Raw genomic sequence first — 17083 nt, forward strand, 5'->3', positions numbered from 1 at the left:
AGGGGCGGATAGTCAGGGAAAACCGGGATTGCTATGCAGGGCTATGACAAAAGCCAGCCTGCCGCCCGCCTTCAACCGTCTGTGGATCGCCAATACGGCAGCCCATGGGGCAGACCAGTTGAGCATTGCAGCGCTCCCGCTGATGGCCGCCCTGGCGCTGGGAGCCAGCCCGCAGGAAATGGGGGTGCTGGGGGCGGCGCAAACCTTGCCGTATCTGCTGTTGTCGCTGCTGGCCGGGTTGTGGGCGGATCGGTGGCCCCGCCATTGGCTGATGGCCGGGTCCGAGGCGGCGCGGGCCTTGCTGCTGCTCAGCCTGCCGGTGCTGGTCTATGGCGGCTGGTTGGGCCTCAGCCTGCTGAGTTTGTTGGGGTTTCTGCTGGCAACCGCCAGCGTGATGTTCAACGTGGCCTCGCAGGCCTATCTGCCTGCTCTTGTGCCACGCGGTCTGCTCGGCACCGCCAATGCCAAGCTGGAATTCGCCCGCGCGGCTGCGATCTTTCTGGGGCCGGGCTTGGCTGGGGCTTTTGCCGCCTGGGCTTCGCCGGCGATTGCGCTGGCGGTATCCGGCCTGGGATCGATCTGGGCTGCATGGCTGTTGCGGGATCCGTCGATGCGTCGCGATTTGCCGCCCGAATATACCGGGCAGGCCCGTCAGGCCATGCTGCCGGCGCTGGGCGAGGGGCTGCGGCTGGTGCTGCGCCAACCCTTGCTGCGTGCCATTGCCTGCTGTGCCATGGCATGGAATTTCAGCTGGTTTCTGCTGATGGCGGTGTTTGTGCTGTTTGCCAGCCAGACATTAGGCCTGGGCGCCGCCGAGATCGGCCTGGCCATGGGGCTGATCGGTATCGGCATGCTGCTGGCCAGCCTGTTCATGCCGATGCTGCAACGTAGCCTGGCTTTCGGACGGCTGCTGATGATCGGCCCCATCCTGTCGCTGCTGGCAGCTCTTGCCATTGCCTTGAGTTCTCTACCCGGCGTGATTGCCTCGGGCAACAGCATGGTTCTGGTCGGGGCCGGTTTTCTGCTTTTCGGTTTCGGGCCGATGCTGTGGACCATCAGCCAGAACAGCCTGCGCCAAGCCCTGGTGCCTGTGCAACTGATCGGCCGCGCCAGCGCGATTCAGCAGGTTGTGTCGCTGGGCATGCGGCCGCTGGGGGCGCTGGTGGGTGGCTGGGTCGGCGGCCGCTGGGGCCTGGAGGCCACGATCTGGCTGGGGGCGCTGGGTTTTGTGGTGCAATTCCTGATGATCGCGTTTTCGGCCATGCCGGGTTTGGCCAGCTTGCCGGAACCAGAGCCGGTGCCCGAGACGGCCGATTAGAGCTTGTAGCCCACCGCGCCGCGCAAGTCGGCGCCATCCAGATCGGCGCCGCGGAAATCGGTATTGGTCAGATCGGCATCCAGAAAGCTGGCGCCTTTCAGATTGGCCGCGCGAAAATCCGCCATGGTGAGGATCGAGCGGTTGAATATCGCGCCTTCCAGATCCGCACCCTGGAATTTCGCTTGAGTGAGATTGCATTCGGCAAAGCTGCTGGGCTGCTTGCGATGGAAGGCGCCGGTGATCAGAACCGGCGACAGCTTGGCGGCCCGGAAATCGGCGTTGGTGAGAATGCCGCGATCGAATTTGCAGCCCTGCATGTTGGCCGTGCTGAAATTGGCATTCAACATCATTGCGCCGCGCAAATCCGACAGCACGAAACGGCAGCCGGAGAAATCCGTGTTGCGCAGGATGGCATAAGAGAAATCGCCGGCGGAGAAATTGATGCCGGAGAGTTTCTGATCGGACAGATCGTAGCGGCTGAAATCGATCCGCATGCCCTGCTTACCCAGGGTTTCGATCCAGCTGAGATGCTCTTTCACGATGAATTGCAATGAACGATCCAGGCTTTCCAGGCTGCGCGGCAGGATCGCTTTCGACACATCGGCATCGCGCAGGTCGATCGGGCGGAAATAGCAGGCAGTAAGGTCGGCGCCATCGAAATTGGTTTCGTTCAGCATGGCGCCGGCCAGCACCGCGCCATGCAGCAGGCATTGGCTCAGATTGGCCTGGGTCAGATCGGCGCCGGCAAACAGGCAGCCGGTGAGGTTGGAGCCGGTGAAATCGGCATTGTTCAGCTTGGCATTGGAGAAATTCACATTGGTGAGATCGGTATTGCGGCCCACCACCTTGCCAAGTTTGGCCGAAGACAGATTGGCGCCGGCCATTTTGGCGTTGTCGAAACTGGCAGAGCGTTTCAGCACGGCGATCAGGTTGCCGTCTTCATCGGGCCGCAGCAGCACGCCGTCACGGATATCGGCGGCGGTGAGGTTGGCGCCTTCCAGATTGGCATTGCGCAGGTTGGCGCCGCGCAGGTCGGTTTTGGTGAGATCGCAGCGCCGCATATCGGCGCCCTGCAAATCGGTGGCGAAGAAATTGGCGCCGGTCAGGATCGCGTGGCTGAAATCGGCATAGGTCATCCGGCTGCCGACGAAATCGGCGGCGGTGAGATCCTTGCCGCTGAAATCCAGCCGGGATGCATCGCGGAAATGCATCACCAGGCGTTTGCCGCCGCGAACGCCCTTCACGTAGTTGGCATGCAATTCGAACAATTCGTCGAGTTCGTATTGCGCAATCACCTTGACGGTATTTTCCATCCGCCTGTTCCCAGATCCACCCGTTATTCCGTCTCGGCTTCGGTATTCACGCCGATGGCCGAGCGCAGGTCGGCGCCGCTCATCTTGGCATTGCGCAGATCGGCGCCAGACAGATCGCTGCCGCTGAAATCGGCGCCGGTCAGGTCGGCATCGCGCAAATCCGCATGCACCAGTATGGCGCGCGAAAAATTGGCACCGCGCAGATCGGCTCCGGCCAGCACGGCCTGGCTCAGATTCGCACTTTCCATATTGGCCGGCCAGCGTTTGCCCTGCAGGCTGGTGATCGGCATGGTGCCAAGCTTGGCCTGCTTCATGTTGGCACCGATCATGTTGGCGCCGGAGAATTTCGCACCGCGCAGATCGGCGCCCATCATGTTAACGTTCAGCAGCATCGCATCGGTGAAATCCGCCATGGTCAGCACGGCCTGCTGCAATTCGGTTTCCACCATGGTGCTCTGCACGAACAGTGCGGCAGAGAGATCCAGCTTGTTCAGCTTGGCGCCGGAAACATCCACCCGGCTGAAATCGGCGCGCTTGCCCTTGGCGCCCATGCTTTCGGCCCAGAGCAGATGTTCGCGCAGGATGCTTTGCAGCGGCTTTTCCAGATCGTTGATGGCGCGCGAGAATTGCGTACTGGCGGTGCTGCGGGCGTCTTTCATTTCGGATTGCCGGAAGAAGGCGCCGGCCAGGTCGGCCTGGTCGAAATTCGCCCCCGTGAGCGTGGCGCCGGCCAGCACTGCGCCGGAAAGCTTGCAATTGCTCATGTTGGTGTTGGTCAGGTCGGCGCCCACGAAAATGGTGCCGCGCAGGTCGCAGCCGGAAAGATCGGCATCCACCAGCTTGGCATGGGCCAGGTTGGCATGGCTGAGATCGGCATTCTGGCTGATCGCCCGGCCCAGCTTGGCGCCGATCAGCTTGGCGTGGCTCATATGCGCCTTTTCGGTAATCGCGCCGCCGGCCGCCACGGCCACCAGGTTGCCATCGGCATCCGGGCGCACCAGCCGGCCATCGCGGATATCGGCCCCGGTCAGATCGGCGAATTCCAGGTTGGCGCCGCGCAGCTTGGCGCCGCGCAGGTCAGACCGGGTGAGGTTGGTGTTGGAAAGGTCGGCGCCTTCCAGGTCGGCGCCATAGAAATTGGCGGTGGAAAGGTCGGAAAACCGGAATAAAGCGCCGCGTAGGGTGCTGCCCACCAGGTTGCATTGGCGGAGGTCGCGGTTGGCGAAATTCAGGCCCGAGCAATCGTAGAATTGCAGATTCAGGCGGTTGCCATTGCGTTGGCCCTTGGCGAAACGCTCGTGGGCCTGCACAAGGCTGGCCAGGGTCTCGGGCTTCATTTGTTGTAGGTCCATAGGCGTAGTATGCCCGAGGCGGCGCGGAAAATCCCGGTTGTATTGCGGAAAATCGGTGCAAGTTGTGATCATGGCTGGTTAATCCGACCGGGTAGGGGCGGGCGCTTGCCAAACCGCTCTGATTCGGCTAAAAGCGCCGCGTTTCCATACCCCACACGCAGGCTTGCGCATCCCTGGGGAGACATCCCAGGGCGGCGTTCCGGTGTTTCGGGCCACGGTGGCACGAGACGGCGCTTGCGGCGGACCAACCGGAAAAGGACCTAAGACGATGACCGTACCCACGTTCACGATGCGTCAGCTTATCGAGGCCGGCGTGCATTTCGGGCACCAGACCCATCGCTGGAACCCGAAGATGAAGTCGTATCTCTTCGGAGAGCGCAACAACATCCATATCATCGACCTGCAGCAGAGCGTTCCGCTGCTGCACCGTGCCCTGCATGCCGTGCGCGACATCGTTGCCGGCGGCGGCAAGGTGCTGTTCGTCGGCACCAAGCGCCAGGCTTCCGAAGCCGTGGCCGAAGCTGCCCGCAAGTGCGGCCAGTATTATGTGAACCATCGCTGGCTCGGCGGCATGCTGACCAACTGGAAGACCATCTCCCAGTCGATCAAGCGCCTCAAGGAGCTGGAAGAGCAGCTTTCCGGCGAGCATGGCGCGGTTGGCCTGACCAAGAAGGAATTGCTGAACCTGACCCGCGAGCGTGAAAAGCTCGACCGGGCGCTGGGCGGCATCAAGGATATGGGCGGTCTGCCCAGCGTGATGATCGTGATCGACACCGTGAAGGAAGACATCGCGATTGCCGAAGCCCGCACCCTGAACATTCCGGTGGTGGCGATCCTCGACAGCAATTCCGATCCGTCGGGCATCACCTATCCGGTGCCGGGCAACGACGACGCGCTGCGTGCCATCAATCTCTATTGCGACCTGTTCGGCCTAGCCGTGCTGGGCGGCATGGAAGAGCAGCTGGCGGCCAGCGGCGTTGATCTGGGCGAGGCCGAAGAGCTGCAGCCCGAGATTGCGCCGGAAGCCGAAGTCGCGGCCGAGGCGGCCCAGGCTTAATTCAGCCTGAGCGACGATTATCGGCGGCGCACCCCTGATCAAATCGGGGGCGCGCCGCCGCCGTTTAAGATTAAGCGTTTGAAACCTGATTTGAACCGGAGATACGAACATGGCTGAGATCACTGCGGCCCTGGTGAAAGACCTGCGCGAGAAGACCGGCGCGGGCATGATGGATTGCAAGAAGGCTCTGGGCGAAACCGCTGGCGACCTGGATGCCGCCGTGGATTGGCTGCGCAAGAAGGGCCTGTCGGCTGCTGCCAAGAAGGCCGGTCGCGTGGCCGCCGAAGGCCTGGTCGCCCTGGCTCTCGAAGGCAATACCGGCGCCGTCATCGAACTGAATTCCGAAACCGATTTCGTGGCCCGCAACACCCAGTTCCAGGGCATTGCCGCCGGCATCGCCAAGGCCGCCCTGAAGGTGGGCGACGATGTGGCCGCGCTGGAAGCCGCCGCTTTCCCGGGCGGCGCCGGCAATGTGAAGGAAGCCATCACCAACGCCATCGCCACCATCGGCGAGAATATGAGCCTGCGTCGCGCCAAGCGCCTGACGGTCGAGGGCGGCCGCGTGGTGGGCTATGTCCACTCCGCGCTGGCCGAAGGCCTGGGCAAGCTGGGCGTGCTGGTGGCGCTGAAGTCCACCGCGCCGGCCGAGGCCGTGGATGCGCTGGGCAAGCAGCTGGCCATGCATATCGCCGCCGCCAACCCGCAATCGCTGAGCGTGGCCGATCTGGATCCGGCCGCCGTGGAGCGTGAGCGCCAGGTGCTGACCGACCAGGCTGCCGGTTCGGGCAAGCCGGCCGAGATCATCGCCAAGATGGTGGAAGGCCGCGTGCGCAAGTTCTATCAGGAAGTGGTTCTGCTGGAGCAGACCTTCGTGATCGATGGCGAAACCCAGGTGGGCAAGGCGATCGAAAAGGCCGCCAAGGCCGCCGGCGCCCCGATCGAGCTGGTCGGTTTCGTGCGCTTCCAGTTGGGCGAGGGGATCGAGAAGAAGTCGGAAGATTTCGCCGCCGAAGTGGCCAAGATCACCTCGTAATCGCCTAACTCGTTGTTTTTTCGGGGCTCGCCCGCCGATCTGATCCAGCGCTTTTGCCCGGATCGGATTGGAGGGCGGGCCCCGATGCTGTATGGTCCGGCTTCGGGAATCGTCCCCGTCGCCGGCTTCCGAGGTCCAGTATGAGCATTTTAGAATCTAAGAATGGGCACCTGAAATATCACCGTGTTTTGCTGAAATGCTCGGGGGAGGCGCTGATGGGCCCAACCCCCTATGGCATTGATTTTGAAACCTGCGACAGGATCGCCCGCGAGGTGAAGAATGTGCAGGAGATGGGCGCCCAGGTCTGCATGGTGATCGGCGGCGGCAACATCTTCCGCGGCGTGGCTGGCGCCACCCGAGGCATGCAGCGCGCTTCGGCCGACTACATGGGCATGCTGGCCACCACGATCAACGCCCTTGCCATGCAGCATGCGCTGGAACGCCATAATGTCGACACACGGGTGCAGTCGGCTATCCGGATGGACACCGTCTGCGAACCCTATATCCGCCGCCGCGCCATCCGCCACCTTGAAAAGGGCCGGGTGGTGATCTGTGCTGCCGGCACCGGCAACCCGTTTTTCACCACCGATTCCGCCGCCGCCCTGCGCGCTGCCGAGCTGGGCTGCGATGCCCTGCTGAAGGGCACTCAGGTGGATGGCGTGTATTCCGACGATCCGAAGCAAAACCCCGCCGCCACGCGCTATGAAACGCTGACCTACCGCGAAGTGCTGGCGAAGGATTTGAAGGTAATGGACACCTCGGCAATCAGCCTGGCGCGGGAAAGCAAGATTCCGATCCTGGTCTTCTCCTTGCACGAAGCCGGTGGCTTCGCCAAAGTGTTGACCGGAGAGGGGCGCTGCACCGTAATCGAAGGCGAATAAAGCGTTTCAGGGAGATTTACCGTGGCCGATCTGGATATCGACGACATCGAACGCCGCATGCACAAGGCGGTGGACGTACTGAAGCATGAATTCTCCGGCCTGCGCACCGGCCGCGCCACGATCAGCATGCTGGATCCCGTGCGCGTGGATGTTTACGGCAGTTCGATGCCGCTGAATCAGGTCGGCACCATCAGTGTGCCGGAGCCGCGCATGATCAGCGTGCAGGTCTGGGACAAGTCGAATGCCAAGGCGGTGGAGAAGGCGATTGCCTCCAGCGGTCTCGGCCTCAATCCACAGGCGGACGGCCAGTTGATCCGCATCCCGATCCCGGAATTGAACGAACAGCGCCGCAAGGAGCTGAGCAAGGTGGCCGGGCAATATGCCGAGCAGGCCCGTGTGGCCGTGCGTGGCGTGCGCCGCGATGGCATGGACAGCTTGAAGAAGCTGGAGAAGGACCACGAGATCGGCGAAGACGACGTGAAGATGTGGCAGGAGGAAATCCAGCGCCTCACCGATGAGTCGATCAAGCGTATCGACGATGCGCTGGCGCAGAAATCCAAGGAGATCATGCAGGTCTGATCATGGCTGCATCCTTGCCGGACTCCGCGGCGCTGTTGCAGCCTGCCGCCGACACCGCAACCGCTGGCCAGGAAACCGGCGGCGCGGCTGTTCCGCGCCATGTCGCCATCATCATGGATGGCAATGGCCGCTGGGCCAAGGCACGTGGGCTGCCGCGCAATCTCGGCCATCGCAAAGGCGTCGATGCCGTGCGCGAGGTGGTGAAGGCCTGCCCCGATCTGGGCATCGAGTATCTCACGCTCTATGCCTTTTCCACCGAGAACTGGAAGCGCCCGGCCAGCGAAGTTTCCGGCCTGATGGATCTGCTGCGCATTTTCATCCGAAGCGAGCTTGAGCAATTGCGTCGCAACGGCGTGCGCGTGCGGGTGATCGGCAATCGCAGCCGGCTGCCGGCCGATATCGTGGCGCTGGTGGACGAGGCCGAGGCCAAGACCTTGGGCAACAGCCGGCTCACCCTGATCATCGCGCTGTCTTATGGCAGCCAGGATGAATTGGTGATGGCTGCGCGCAGGCTGGCGGAAGCCGCTTTGCGCGGCGAGATCAAGCCCGAGCAGATCGATGCCGGGATGATCGAACGCAACCTGCTGACCGCCGGCATTCCCGATCCCGATCTGCTGATCCGCACCAGCGGCGAACAGCGCCTGAGCAATTTCATGCTTTGGCAGGCGGCTTATAGCGAACTGGTTTTCACCGATACGCTGTGGCCGGATTTCGGTCGGGCCGAACTGGCCGCGGCGATAGCGGAATATGGCCGGCGCGAACGCCGCTATGGCGCCAGCAGTGCCTGAGCAGGCCGAGGCGCCGCGCCAGCCGGCAAGTGCGCTGACCAAGCGTATCGCTTCGGCTGCCGTCATGCTGCCGCTGGCGCTTGCCGCCTGGTGGATGGGCGGGGCGGTGTTTGCCATGCTGGCGGCCTTTGCGGCTTATTTCATGCTGCGCGAATGGCTGCGGTTTCCCGGCGAAGGTCCGAAATCGCTGCACCTGACCTATTTCTGGATGCCGCTGTTGCTGGCGTTGGGCAGCATGGCCGATGGCCGCGCCGATTGGGCGCTGGGCCTGCTTGCGGTGTTTATCGTGCTGCTGCCGGTGTTGCAGCGCCAGCGTCCGCTCTGGGCCCTGGCCGGCGCGGTGTATATCGGTTTGCCCTGCCTGTGCCTGGTTTGGCTGCGCGGCCATCCCGGCGATGGGCGGCTGATCGTGCTGTGGCTGCTGGCGGTGGTTTGGGCCACGGATACCGGGGCCTATATCTTCGGACGGGTGATCGGCGGGCCGAAGCTGATCCCGGTGCTGAGCCCGAACAAGACCTGGGCCGGCCTGGGCGGCGGCATGCTCTGTGCGGCGGTGACTGGCGGCGCCATCGCGTTGCTGGGCAGTGCGCCGGGGCATGAGCTGCCGTGGCTGCTGTTGGCGCTGTTCTCGGCCCTGGTTGCGGTGGTGTCGCAGGCCGGCGATTTCTTTGAATCCGGCGTGAAGCGGCATTTCGGCGTGAAAGACAGCGGCGCCCTGATCCCGGGCCATGGCGGCGCGCTGGATCGGCTGGATGGCCTGCTGTTCGCTGCCCCTTTCGCGGCTTTGGGCATGCTGCTCTGGGGTGATAAGCTATGGCCATGAAACGGGTCAGTATTCTGGGCTCCACCGGTTCGGTCGGACGCTCCACCGTGGACCTGCTGTTGCGCCAGCCGGAGAGCTTTGCCATCGAAGCGCTGACGGCGCAGAGCAATGTGGCTCTGCTGGCCGAACAGGCTCGCAGCCTGCATGCCGGATTTGCCGTGATCGGCGATGAAAGCCTGCTGCCGGAACTGCGCCAGCGCCTGGCCGGCAGCGGCATCGAGGCTGGCGGCGGCGTGAACGCCCTGATCGAAGCCGCCGAGCGGCCGGCCGATTGGGTGATGGCCGCCATCGTTGGTGCCGCCGGCCTGGCGCCCACCTTGGCCGCCGTGCGGCGCGGCGCCACCGTGGCGCTGGCCAACAAGGAAAGCCTGGTCTGTGCCGGCCCGCTGGTGATGGGAGAGGCGGCGCGCTGCGGCGCCACCATCCTGCCGGTGGATTCCGAGCATAACGCCATCTTCCAGGTTTTCGATTTCCAGCGCGCCGAGGCGGTGGAACGCATCATCCTCACCGCATCGGGCGGGCCATTCCGTACACTGAGCATGGCCGACATGCGGGAAGTCACCCCGGCTCAGGCCATGGCGCATCCGGTCTGGAGCATGGGGGCGAAGATTTCCGTGGATTCCGCCACGCTGATGAACAAGGGGCTGGAACTCATCGAGGCCAGCTTCCTGTTTCCGGTGCCCGAGGAGCGGATCGAGGTGGTGATCCACCCGCAATCGGTGATTCACAGCCTGGTGGCTTATGTCGATGGCTCGGTTCTGGCTCAGCTGGGCAGTCCCGATATGCGCACCCCCATTGCCGTGGCGCTGGCCTGGCCCGGTCGCATGCACACCCCGGCGCCCAAGCTGGATCTTCCAACTCTTGCAAAAATGACCTTCGAGGCGCCGGATTCCGTTCGATTCCCGGCACTTAACCTGGCCCGGCAGGCCTTGCAAAGCGGGGGGGCGGCTCCTACTATCTTAAACGCTGCCAACGAGGTGGCGGTGGAGGCGTTTCTGGCTGGCCGGATCGGCTTTCTGGATATCGCCCGCATCGTCGAACAGAGCCTGACGCGGCTGGACCACGCAATGCCCCAAACTCTGGCGGAGGTTCATGAAGCCGATGCGGCAGCCCGGCGCGAGGCCCGGCAATTGCTGGAGCCCGCCGGTGTGACACGGATACGGCCGGCCCGTGGATTAACCACCCGAGCAGGGCGGTAGTAAGCAGGTTTCAGGGGCGGCAGCGCATAGTTCGGGTTTGGCTTGCGGCTCATCATTAGGTTCAGGTGGGTTTGTTTGGTTTAAGGTGGCGCAATGGATTTCATCGTCAATCTGGTCAGCTACATCGTTCCGTTTCTGGTGGTGCTGACCGTTATCGTCTTCGTGCACGAACTCGGGCATTTCTGGGTGGCGCGGCGCTGTGGCGTGCGGGTGGAAACCTTCTCCATCGGTTTCGGCCCGGAGCTGTTCGGCTGGATGGATCGCCATGGCACGCGCTGGAAGATCGCCGCCGTGCCGCTGGGCGGCTATGTGAAATTCTTCGGCGATGCCGATGCCACCTCGGGCAGTGCCGATGGCGAGACCATGGCCACCATGAGCGCCGCCGACCGCGCCGTATCGTTTCATCACAAGTCGCTGCCGCAGCGCACCGCCATCGTGGCGGCCGGCCCGGTGGCGAATTTCATCTTCGCCATCCTGATCTACGCCGCGCTGTTCATGACCGTGGGGCAATCCTTCTCGCCGCCGGTGGTGGGCAATGTTGTGGCCGGCAGCGCCGCCGAACAGGCTGGCCTGCAGCCGGGCGACCGCATCACCAGCCTGGATGGCAAGGAAATCCTCAGCTTCACCGAGATGCGCACCTATGTGGCGCTGCGGGCCGAAACCCCGATCCAGGTCGGTGTGCTGCGCGACAGCCAGCCACTGACGCTGACCGTCACCCCCGCCCGGGTGGATGTGTCGGATGGCTTCGGCGGCAGCCAGCGGGTGGGCCAGTTGGGCGTGCAGGCCGCTGGCCGCATCGAATTCATCAAGCATGGCCCGGTTTCGGCTGTCACCCAGGCGGTGCGCCAGATCGGCACCGAGATTTCCAGCACCTTCACCTATCTGGGCCGGATCATCGGCGGCAAGGAAAGCGGCGACCAGCTGTCTGGCCCGCTCGGCATTGCCAAGATGTCGGGCGATGTGGCCAAGGCCTCCTGGCTGGGCCTGATCTCGCTGATGGCCACGCTTTCGGTGGCGATTGGCCTGATCAACCTGTTTCCCGTGCCCATGCTGGATGGTGGCCACCTTCTGTTCTATGCATTTGAAGCCGTGCGCGGCAAACCGCTGGGCGAGCGTGCCCAGGAATACGGTTTCCGGATCGGTTTTGCCCTGGTGCTGTCGCTTTTTGTGTTCGCCACCTGGAACGACTTGAACCGCCTGCCGGTTTTCAATTTCATCGCTGGGCTTTTTTCTTGAAAACGGCTATGTGAGGGCGGCTCGTTCGGTGATGGGGATGATTCTGGGCATGGCACAGGCGTTTAACTGCATCGCGCAAAAACTGCGTGCCTGCTCCGCCCTGTTGGTATTGGTTGCCGCCATTCTGTGCGGCGCGGCTGGCATCACGCTGGTTTTGGGCGGCGCGGCACCGGCCTGGGCGCAGCAGCGCGCCGGTGTGGGCCAGGTGGTGCGCGATATCCAGGTGGAAGGCGGCCAGCGTATCGAGGTCTCCACCATCCAGAGCTACATCACCCTGAAGCCGGGCGATATCTATTCCGATGATCAGGCCGATAAGTCGCTGAAAGCGCTGTTTGCCACCGGGCTGTTTTCCGACGTGAACATGCGTATGCAGAATGGCGTGCTGCAGGTGCGCGTGACCGAGAACCCGTTGATCAACCGCGTGGTGTTTGAAGGCATCCGCCGGGTGCAGGATGATACGCTGCGTCGTGAACTGAGCCTGAAGCCGCGCCAGGTCTATACCCGCGCCAAGGTGCAGGCCGATACCCAGCGCATCCAGCAGGTCTACCGCCGCACCGGTCGTTTCGCGGCCACGGTGGAGCCCAAGGTGATCCAGCTGCCGCAGAACCGCGTGGATCTGGTTTTCGAGATCAACGAAGGGTCGATCACCGGCATCAGCCGCATCCGTTTCATCGGCAATCGAGCCTTCAGCGATCCCCGTCTGCGCGAAGTGATCCAGACCAAGGAATCGGTGTGGTGGCGTTTCCTGACCTCGGATGACAATTACGATCCGGACCGCGTGACCTTCGACCGCGAGAAGCTGCGCCGCTTCTATCTCTCCAAGGGCTATGCCGATTTCCGCGTGGTGAACGCGGTGGCGGAGTTGCAGACCAGTCGCGAAAGTTTCTTCCTGACCTTCACGGTGGAAGAGGGCGAGCGTTACCGGGTTGGCGGCATCAAGGTCGCCAGTGAGATCAAGGGCGTGGAAGGCGCGTCTCTGAACCCCTTCCTGCGGATTGCCAGCGGCGAAATCTATAATGCCGATCTGGTGGAAAAGACCGTGCAGGACATGACCACCGAGCTTGGCCGCCTGGGCTATGCTTTCGTGGAAGTGCGCCCCGAGGTGAACAAGGATCGCGACAAGCGCCTTATCGATATCACCTTTGCCATCGGCGAGAGCCCGCGGGTCTATGTCGAGCGCATCGACGTGGTTGGCAATGTGCGCACGCTGGACAAGGTTATCCGCCGCGAATTCCGCCTGGTGGAAGGCGATGCCTTCAACGCCGCAAAGCTGCGCCGCACCCGCACGCGTGTGAACGGCCTGGGCTTCTTCGACAAGGTGAATATCAGCGAGAATAAAGGCTCGGCGCCTGACAAGGTGGTGCTGACTGCGGATGTGACGGAAAAATCCACCGGTGAATTGTCGTTCGGCGTTGGCTACTCCACCACGGATTCCGTGTTGGGCGATGTGTCGGTGCGCGAACGCAATCTGCTCGGTCGCGGGCAGGATTTGCGCGTCGGCTTCACGCTGTCGGCACGTCGCCAGCAGGCCGATCTCAGCTTCACCGAGCCGTATTTCCTCGACCGTGAACTGGCTGCCGGTTTCGATCTGCAGCGCCGGCGCTCGGACTACACCCGCCGCAGCGGTTATACCCAGACCACCACGATGGGTGCATTGCGTGCAGGTTTCCCGATCACCGAGTATCTGAGCGAAACCACCTTCTATCGTCTGCGGCATGACGAGATCGACGACGTTGAATCGAACCAGTCGCGCTTCATCAAACAGGAAGAGGGCGGCACCGTCACTTCGTCGGTCGGCCATATCCTTACTTACGATCGCCGCGACGATAAGATCGAGCCCACCTCTGGCTATATCCTGCGCCTGAATCAGGAAGTGGCCGGTTTGGGCGGCACCGAGCGCTATATCCGCAATGTGGGCCAGGCGGCGCATTACTTCCCGGTTGCCGACGAAGTGGTGTTGAGCGTCGGCGGCGAGGGTGGCGTGCTCTACGACTTCGGCGAGCGCCTGCGCATTTCCGACCGTTTCTTCCTGGGCGGCGACAGCTTCCGTGGCTTCGCTACAGGCGGCGTCGGCCCGCGCGAAACCCAGAACTCCAAGGCATTGGGCGGTCGCTATTATTACAAGAGCGATGTGGAACTGACCTTCCCGCTTGGTCTGCCGAGCGATTTCGGCATCAAGGGGCGGCTGTTCTCCGAGGCCGGTGCGCTCTGGCAGTCGGGTGAAACCGGTAACGATGTGCTGGATTCCAAGGCGGTGCGCGTTTCGATCGGCACCGGCGTTTCCTGGAAATCGCCCTTCGGCCTGATCCGCGTCGATCTCGGCTATCCGCTCCGCAAAGAAGAATTCGATGAAACCGAAGTATTCCGCGTCAATTTCGGTTCCCGTTTCTAGGACGCTACGAAAAGCAAGGCCCTTCGTCATGTCTCGCCAGTCCATCCTGTTCCGCCAAGCCGGTATGCCTAAAATGCTCCGTTTGCTGGGTTGCGTTCTCGTCGCCGCTGTTGCGGTTGCTGCTGTCGGCCCGGCTGTGGCCCAGGCGCAACGCGCGCCGGCCCAGGCCGCTGCACCGGCCGGCAAGGTGCCGCCGGCTTCCATCGCGGTTATCGATATCCAGCGCATCATGCGCGATGCTTCCGCCCATAAGGGCGCGCGGCAGCAGCTTGAGCAGTTCCGCAACACCTTCCAGGCCGAGATGGCCAAGGAAGACGAGAAGCTGCGCGGCGAGGATCAGGAGCTGATGCGTCAGCGTTCGATCCTGGCGCCTGAAGTGTGGGACCAGCGCCGCCAGGCTTTCCAGAGCAAGGTGATCGAGGTGCAGCGCCGGGTGCAGGAGCGCTCGCAGGCCGTGGACAAGAGCATGGCCGGCGTGCGCGAACAGATCGCCCAGCAGGTGGTGAAGATCCTTGAAGAGCTCAGCGCCGAGCGCGGCTTCAACATGGTGCTCGATCGCTCGCAAATGCATGTGATCATCGGCGACAATATCGACCTGACCGTTGAGGTGCTGCGTCGTCTGGATCAGCGGCTGCCCTCGGTGAAGGTCAATCTGCCGGCGGCGCAGTAAGCTGCAATGGCCGATCCGCGTTTCTTCGACAATGCCGGGCCGTTCACGCTCGGCATGGTCGCCGAGCGGATCGGGGCGAAGCTTGCGGACCCGGCCCAGTCCGGGTTGCAGTTGCGCGATGTGGCGCCGCTGGATCGTGCCGGCGATGGTGAGCTGACTTTTCTCGACAATCCGAAATACGCTGACAAGCTGAATGCGAGCCAGGCTGCTGCCTGCATTCTGGCCGAGAAATTCCGTAGCCGCGCGCCAGCCGGCATGGCGCTGCTGATCACGCCGCAGCCCTATCATGCCTATGCCCGTGCGGCGCAGCTTTTCTACCCGCTGCCGCGTTCGCCTGCCGGCATGCATGACACGGCGAGCATCGACCCCACGGCCAGGCTTGGCGAAGGGGTGAGCGTGGCGGAACGTGCGGTGATCGAAGCCGGTGCCGAGATCGGCGCAGGTTGCAGCATAGGGCCGGGCGCGGTGATCGGTCGCAATGTGGTGCTGGGCGAGGCTTGCCGCATTGGCGCCAATGTATCGCTCAGCCATTGCTTGCTGGGGGCGCGTGTAACGCTGCATCCCGGGGTTCGCATCGGCCAGGATGGGTTCGGCTTCGCGCCACATCCCGCCGGGCATATAAAAGTGCCGCAATTGGGCCGCGTACTGATCGGTGACGATTGCGATATCGGCGCCAATAGCTGCATAGATCGCGGTTCCGGTCCCGATACCGTGATCGGGCCCGGCTGTTGGATTGATAATCTGGTGCAGATCGGGCACAACGTGACCATGGGGCGCGGCTGCATCGTGATCGCCCAGGTCGGCATTGCCGGCTCGACGCGGCTGGAGGATTTTGTGGTGGTGGCTGCCCAGGCCGGTGTGGCCGGACATCTTACCATCGGCAGCGGCGCGCAGATCGGCGCCCAGGCGGGTGTGATGACCGACATTCCGGCTGGCCAGCGCCATGTCGGCAGTCCATCCTCGCCCGCCAGAGACTATTTCCGTCAGGTGGCGACATTGCGCCGCCTGAGCAAGACAAGAGGAACCGATAATGAATGACGCCCCCACCGGCGCCGCGCCCGAAGCAAAGCAGGACGTAACCGTGGCCAGCGTGGACATCCTGCGGATCATGGAAATGATCCCGCATCGCTATCCCATGCTGCTGGTCGACAAGGTGGTAGATATGAAGCCGCGTGTGAGCGCGGTTGGTATCAAGAATGTCACCATCAACGAACCGTATTTCACCGGCCATTTCCCCACGCAGCCGGTGATGCCTGGTGTGATGATCGTGGAAAGCATGGCGCAGACCGCTGCCGTGCTGGTGGTGCATTCGCTGGGTAAGGAATCCGAAGGCAAGCTGGTCTATTTCATGACCATCGACGAGGCCCGCTTCCGTAAACCGGTCACTCCTGGCGACCGCGTGTATATCCATGTCAACTGCATCAAGCAGCGCGGTCCGGTGTGGAAGTTCGAAGGCAAGGCTGTGGTGGACGACAAGGTTGCCGCCGAAGCCATTTTCTCCGCCATGATCCTGGATAAGTGATGAGCCAGATACATACCAGTGCGGTGATCGAGCCGGGCGCCAAGCTCGGTGCCGGCGTGAAGATCGGCCCGTTCTGCACCATCGGTGCCCAGGTTGAGCTGGGCGATGGCGTGGAACTGGTCAGCCATGTGGCGGTGTCTGGCAATACCAGCATCGGCGAAGGCACCAAGATTTTTCCCTTCGCGTCCATCGGCCACCAGCCGCAGGACCTGAAATACAAGGGCGAAGCCTCGCGCCTGGTGATCGGCAAACGCAACCAGATCCGCGAAGGCGTTACCATCAATCCCGGCACCGAAGGCGGTGGCATGCTCACCAGCGTGGGCGATAACTGCCTGCTGATGGCCGGTGCCCATGTGGCGCATGATTGCCATGTGCGCGACCATGTGATCATGGCGAACAATGCCACGCTTGCCGGCCATATCGAGGTTGGCGAATTCGCCTTCGTAGGCGGTCTGGCGGCGGTGCATCAATTCTGCCGCATCGGCAAGCATGCGATGATCGGCGGCATGTCTGGCGTGGAGCAGGATGTGATCCCCTATGGCATGGTGATCGGCAACCGCGCGCATCTTTCCGGCCTCAATCTGGTGGGCCTGAAACGGCGCGGCTTCGAGCGTGAAGCCATCCACAAACTGCGCGCGGCCTATCGTATGCTGTTTGCCGATGAAGGCACGCTGGCCGAGCGGATCGAAGATGTAGCCCAGCTTTTCACCGATGTGGAGCTGGTGCAGGAAGTGGTGGATTTCACGCGCAACGCTTCGTCGCGCGGCATCTGCCTGCCGCTGCCCGATGGCAGCAAATCCATCTAAGCTGGGGCTGATCGCCGGCGGAGGGCAGATCCCCGCGCTGGTGCGTGCAGCCTGTGCAGATAGCGGACGCCCGCTTTTCATCGCAGCCCTGCGAGGGTTTTGCGATGAAGCCAC

At 63.0% G+C, this 17083-nt stretch carries 16 protein-coding genes and 1 pseudogene; 15 read left to right on the forward strand and 2 right to left on the reverse strand.

Annotated features, from left to right (window positions below):
• The first annotated feature begins 43 nt into the window (after positions 1 to 43).
• Positions 44 to 1318 (forward strand): MFS transporter, encoded by a 1275-nt coding sequence (locus KF827_RS09670; RefSeq protein ID WP_291004092.1) that lies wholly within the window; start codon positions 44 to 46, stop codon positions 1316 to 1318.
• On the opposite strand, the gene KF827_RS09675 is transcribed toward KF827_RS09670, so the two are convergent.
• Both KF827_RS09675 and KF827_RS09680 read right to left on the reverse strand, forming a co-directional pair.
• Positions 1315 to 2631 (reverse strand): pentapeptide repeat-containing protein, encoded by a 1317-nt coding sequence (locus KF827_RS09675; protein WP_291004095.1) that lies wholly within the window; start codon positions 2629 to 2631, stop codon positions 1315 to 1317. The genes KF827_RS09670 and KF827_RS09675 overlap by 4 nt on opposite strands.
• A 23-nt stretch (positions 2632 to 2654) precedes the next feature.
• Positions 2655 to 3968, reverse strand: a complete 1314-nt coding sequence (locus tag KF827_RS09680) for a pentapeptide repeat-containing protein (protein WP_291004098.1) — start codon at positions 3966 to 3968, stop codon at positions 2655 to 2657.
• Positions 3969 to 4251: 283 nt separating this feature from the next.
• Between KF827_RS09680 and rpsB the strand changes: the two genes are divergently transcribed.
• The 14 genes and pseudogenes from rpsB to KF827_RS09750 all read left to right on the forward strand — a co-directional run.
• On the forward strand, positions 4252 to 5040 hold the full coding sequence (gene rpsB, locus KF827_RS09685; RefSeq protein WP_291004101.1) for a 30S ribosomal protein S2: 789 nt from the start codon (positions 4252 to 4254) through the stop codon (positions 5038 to 5040).
• A gap of 109 nt (positions 5041 to 5149) precedes the next feature.
• Entirely contained in the window at positions 5150 to 6073 is a 924-nt protein-coding gene (gene tsf, locus KF827_RS09690) for a translation elongation factor Ts (protein ID WP_291004103.1), read from the forward strand.
• Between the two features lie 140 nt (positions 6074 to 6213).
• A complete protein-coding gene (gene pyrH, locus KF827_RS09695) occupies positions 6214 to 6954 on the forward strand; it encodes a UMP kinase (protein WP_291004106.1) in 741 nt (246 codons plus the stop codon).
• 57 nt (positions 6955 to 7011) lie between these two features.
• On the forward strand, positions 7012 to 7533 hold the full coding sequence (frr, locus tag KF827_RS09700; RefSeq protein ID WP_291004143.1) for a ribosome recycling factor: 522 nt from the start codon (positions 7012 to 7014) through the stop codon (positions 7531 to 7533).
• 113 nt (positions 7534 to 7646) lie between these two features.
• Positions 7647 to 8321 carry an isoprenyl transferase gene (locus KF827_RS09705; protein WP_291004148.1) on the forward strand — a complete coding sequence of 225 codons (675 nt, stop codon included), beginning with the start codon at positions 7647 to 7649 and terminating at the stop codon, positions 8319 to 8321.
• The gene (locus KF827_RS09710) at positions 8302 to 9144 is read left to right on the forward strand and encodes a phosphatidate cytidylyltransferase (protein WP_291004109.1); all 843 of its coding nucleotides are present in this window, start codon (positions 8302 to 8304) and stop codon (positions 9142 to 9144) included. Before KF827_RS09705 ends, KF827_RS09710 begins: the two co-directional genes overlap by 20 nt.
• Positions 9141 to 10343, forward strand: coding sequence for a 1-deoxy-D-xylulose-5-phosphate reductoisomerase (locus tag KF827_RS09715; RefSeq protein WP_291004112.1), 1203 nt, complete (start codon positions 9141 to 9143; stop codon positions 10341 to 10343). Before KF827_RS09710 ends, KF827_RS09715 begins: the two co-directional genes overlap by 4 nt.
• A 93-nt stretch (positions 10344 to 10436) precedes the next feature.
• On the forward strand, positions 10437 to 11579 hold the full coding sequence (rseP, locus tag KF827_RS09720) for an RIP metalloprotease RseP (protein WP_291004115.1): 1143 nt from the start codon (positions 10437 to 10439) through the stop codon (positions 11577 to 11579).
• Between the two features lie 49 nt (positions 11580 to 11628).
• Complete coding sequence (gene bamA / locus KF827_RS09725; RefSeq protein WP_291004117.1) at positions 11629 to 13971, forward strand: outer membrane protein assembly factor BamA; 2343 nt, start codon at positions 11629 to 11631, stop codon at positions 13969 to 13971.
• A gap of 28 nt (positions 13972 to 13999) precedes the next feature.
• Positions 14000 to 14641, forward strand: a complete 642-nt coding sequence (locus KF827_RS09730; RefSeq protein ID WP_291004120.1) for an OmpH family outer membrane protein — start codon at positions 14000 to 14002, stop codon at positions 14639 to 14641.
• A gap of 6 nt (positions 14642 to 14647) precedes the next feature.
• Positions 14648 to 15679 carry a UDP-3-O-(3-hydroxymyristoyl)glucosamine N-acyltransferase gene (lpxD, locus tag KF827_RS09735; protein ID WP_291004123.1) on the forward strand — a complete coding sequence of 344 codons (1032 nt, stop codon included), beginning with the start codon at positions 14648 to 14650 and terminating at the stop codon, positions 15677 to 15679.
• A complete protein-coding gene (gene fabZ, locus KF827_RS09740; RefSeq protein WP_291004126.1) occupies positions 15672 to 16163 on the forward strand; it encodes a 3-hydroxyacyl-ACP dehydratase FabZ in 492 nt (163 codons plus the stop codon). The genes lpxD and fabZ overlap by 8 nt, the downstream gene beginning before the upstream one ends.
• On the forward strand, positions 16163 to 16969 hold the full coding sequence (lpxA, locus tag KF827_RS09745; RefSeq protein ID WP_291004129.1) for an acyl-ACP--UDP-N-acetylglucosamine O-acyltransferase: 807 nt from the start codon (positions 16163 to 16165) through the stop codon (positions 16967 to 16969). The genes fabZ and lpxA overlap by 1 nt, the downstream gene beginning before the upstream one ends.
• Positions 16950 to 17083 (forward strand): annotated as a pseudogene (locus KF827_RS09750) (LpxI family protein); the annotation flags it as partial. The gene lpxA and the pseudogene KF827_RS09750, both read left to right, overlap by 20 nt.

This window comes from Ferrovibrio sp. (assembly GCF_019636075.1).
Classification (GTDB): Bacteria; Pseudomonadota; Alphaproteobacteria; order Ferrovibrionales; family Ferrovibrionaceae; genus Ferrovibrio.

What these genes read in the sequence shown, in the direction of transcription:
- pyrH (WP_291004106.1), top strand. Translation starts at nt 6,214, where the DNA reads ATGAGCATTTTAGAATCTAAGAATGGGCACCTGAAATATCACCGTGTT.
- KF827_RS09730 (WP_291004120.1), top strand. Translation starts at nt 14,000, where the DNA reads ATGTCTCGCCAGTCCATCCTGTTCCGCCAAGCCGGTATGCCTAAAATG.
- KF827_RS09710 (WP_291004109.1), top strand. Translation starts at nt 8,302, where the DNA reads ATGGCGCCAGCAGTGCCTGAGCAGGCCGAGGCGCCGCGCCAGCCGGCA.
- lpxD (WP_291004123.1), top strand. Translation starts at nt 14,648, where the DNA reads ATGGCCGATCCGCGTTTCTTCGACAATGCCGGGCCGTTCACGCTCGGC.
- frr (WP_291004143.1), top strand. Translation starts at nt 7,012, where the DNA reads ATGCACAAGGCGGTGGACGTACTGAAGCATGAATTCTCCGGCCTGCGC.
- KF827_RS09675 (WP_291004095.1), bottom strand. Translation starts at nt 2,631, where the DNA reads ATGGAAAATACCGTCAAGGTGATTGCGCAATACGAACTCGACGAATTG.
- KF827_RS09670 (WP_291004092.1), top strand. Translation starts at nt 44, where the DNA reads ATGACAAAAGCCAGCCTGCCGCCCGCCTTCAACCGTCTGTGGATCGCC.
- fabZ (WP_291004126.1), top strand. Translation starts at nt 15,672, where the DNA reads ATGAATGACGCCCCCACCGGCGCCGCGCCCGAAGCAAAGCAGGACGTA.
- rseP (WP_291004115.1), top strand. Translation starts at nt 10,437, where the DNA reads ATGGATTTCATCGTCAATCTGGTCAGCTACATCGTTCCGTTTCTGGTG.
- lpxA (WP_291004129.1), top strand. Translation starts at nt 16,163, where the DNA reads ATGAGCCAGATACATACCAGTGCGGTGATCGAGCCGGGCGCCAAGCTC.
- tsf (WP_291004103.1), top strand. Translation starts at nt 5,150, where the DNA reads ATGGCTGAGATCACTGCGGCCCTGGTGAAAGACCTGCGCGAGAAGACC.
- bamA (WP_291004117.1), top strand. Translation starts at nt 11,629, where the DNA reads ATGGCACAGGCGTTTAACTGCATCGCGCAAAAACTGCGTGCCTGCTCC.
- rpsB (WP_291004101.1), top strand. Translation starts at nt 4,252, where the DNA reads ATGACCGTACCCACGTTCACGATGCGTCAGCTTATCGAGGCCGGCGTG.
- KF827_RS09680 (WP_291004098.1), bottom strand. Translation starts at nt 3,968, where the DNA reads ATGAAGCCCGAGACCCTGGCCAGCCTTGTGCAGGCCCACGAGCGTTTC.
- KF827_RS09705 (WP_291004148.1), top strand. Translation starts at nt 7,647, where the DNA reads ATGGATGGCAATGGCCGCTGGGCCAAGGCACGTGGGCTGCCGCGCAAT.
- KF827_RS09715 (WP_291004112.1), top strand. Translation starts at nt 9,141, where the DNA reads ATGAAACGGGTCAGTATTCTGGGCTCCACCGGTTCGGTCGGACGCTCC.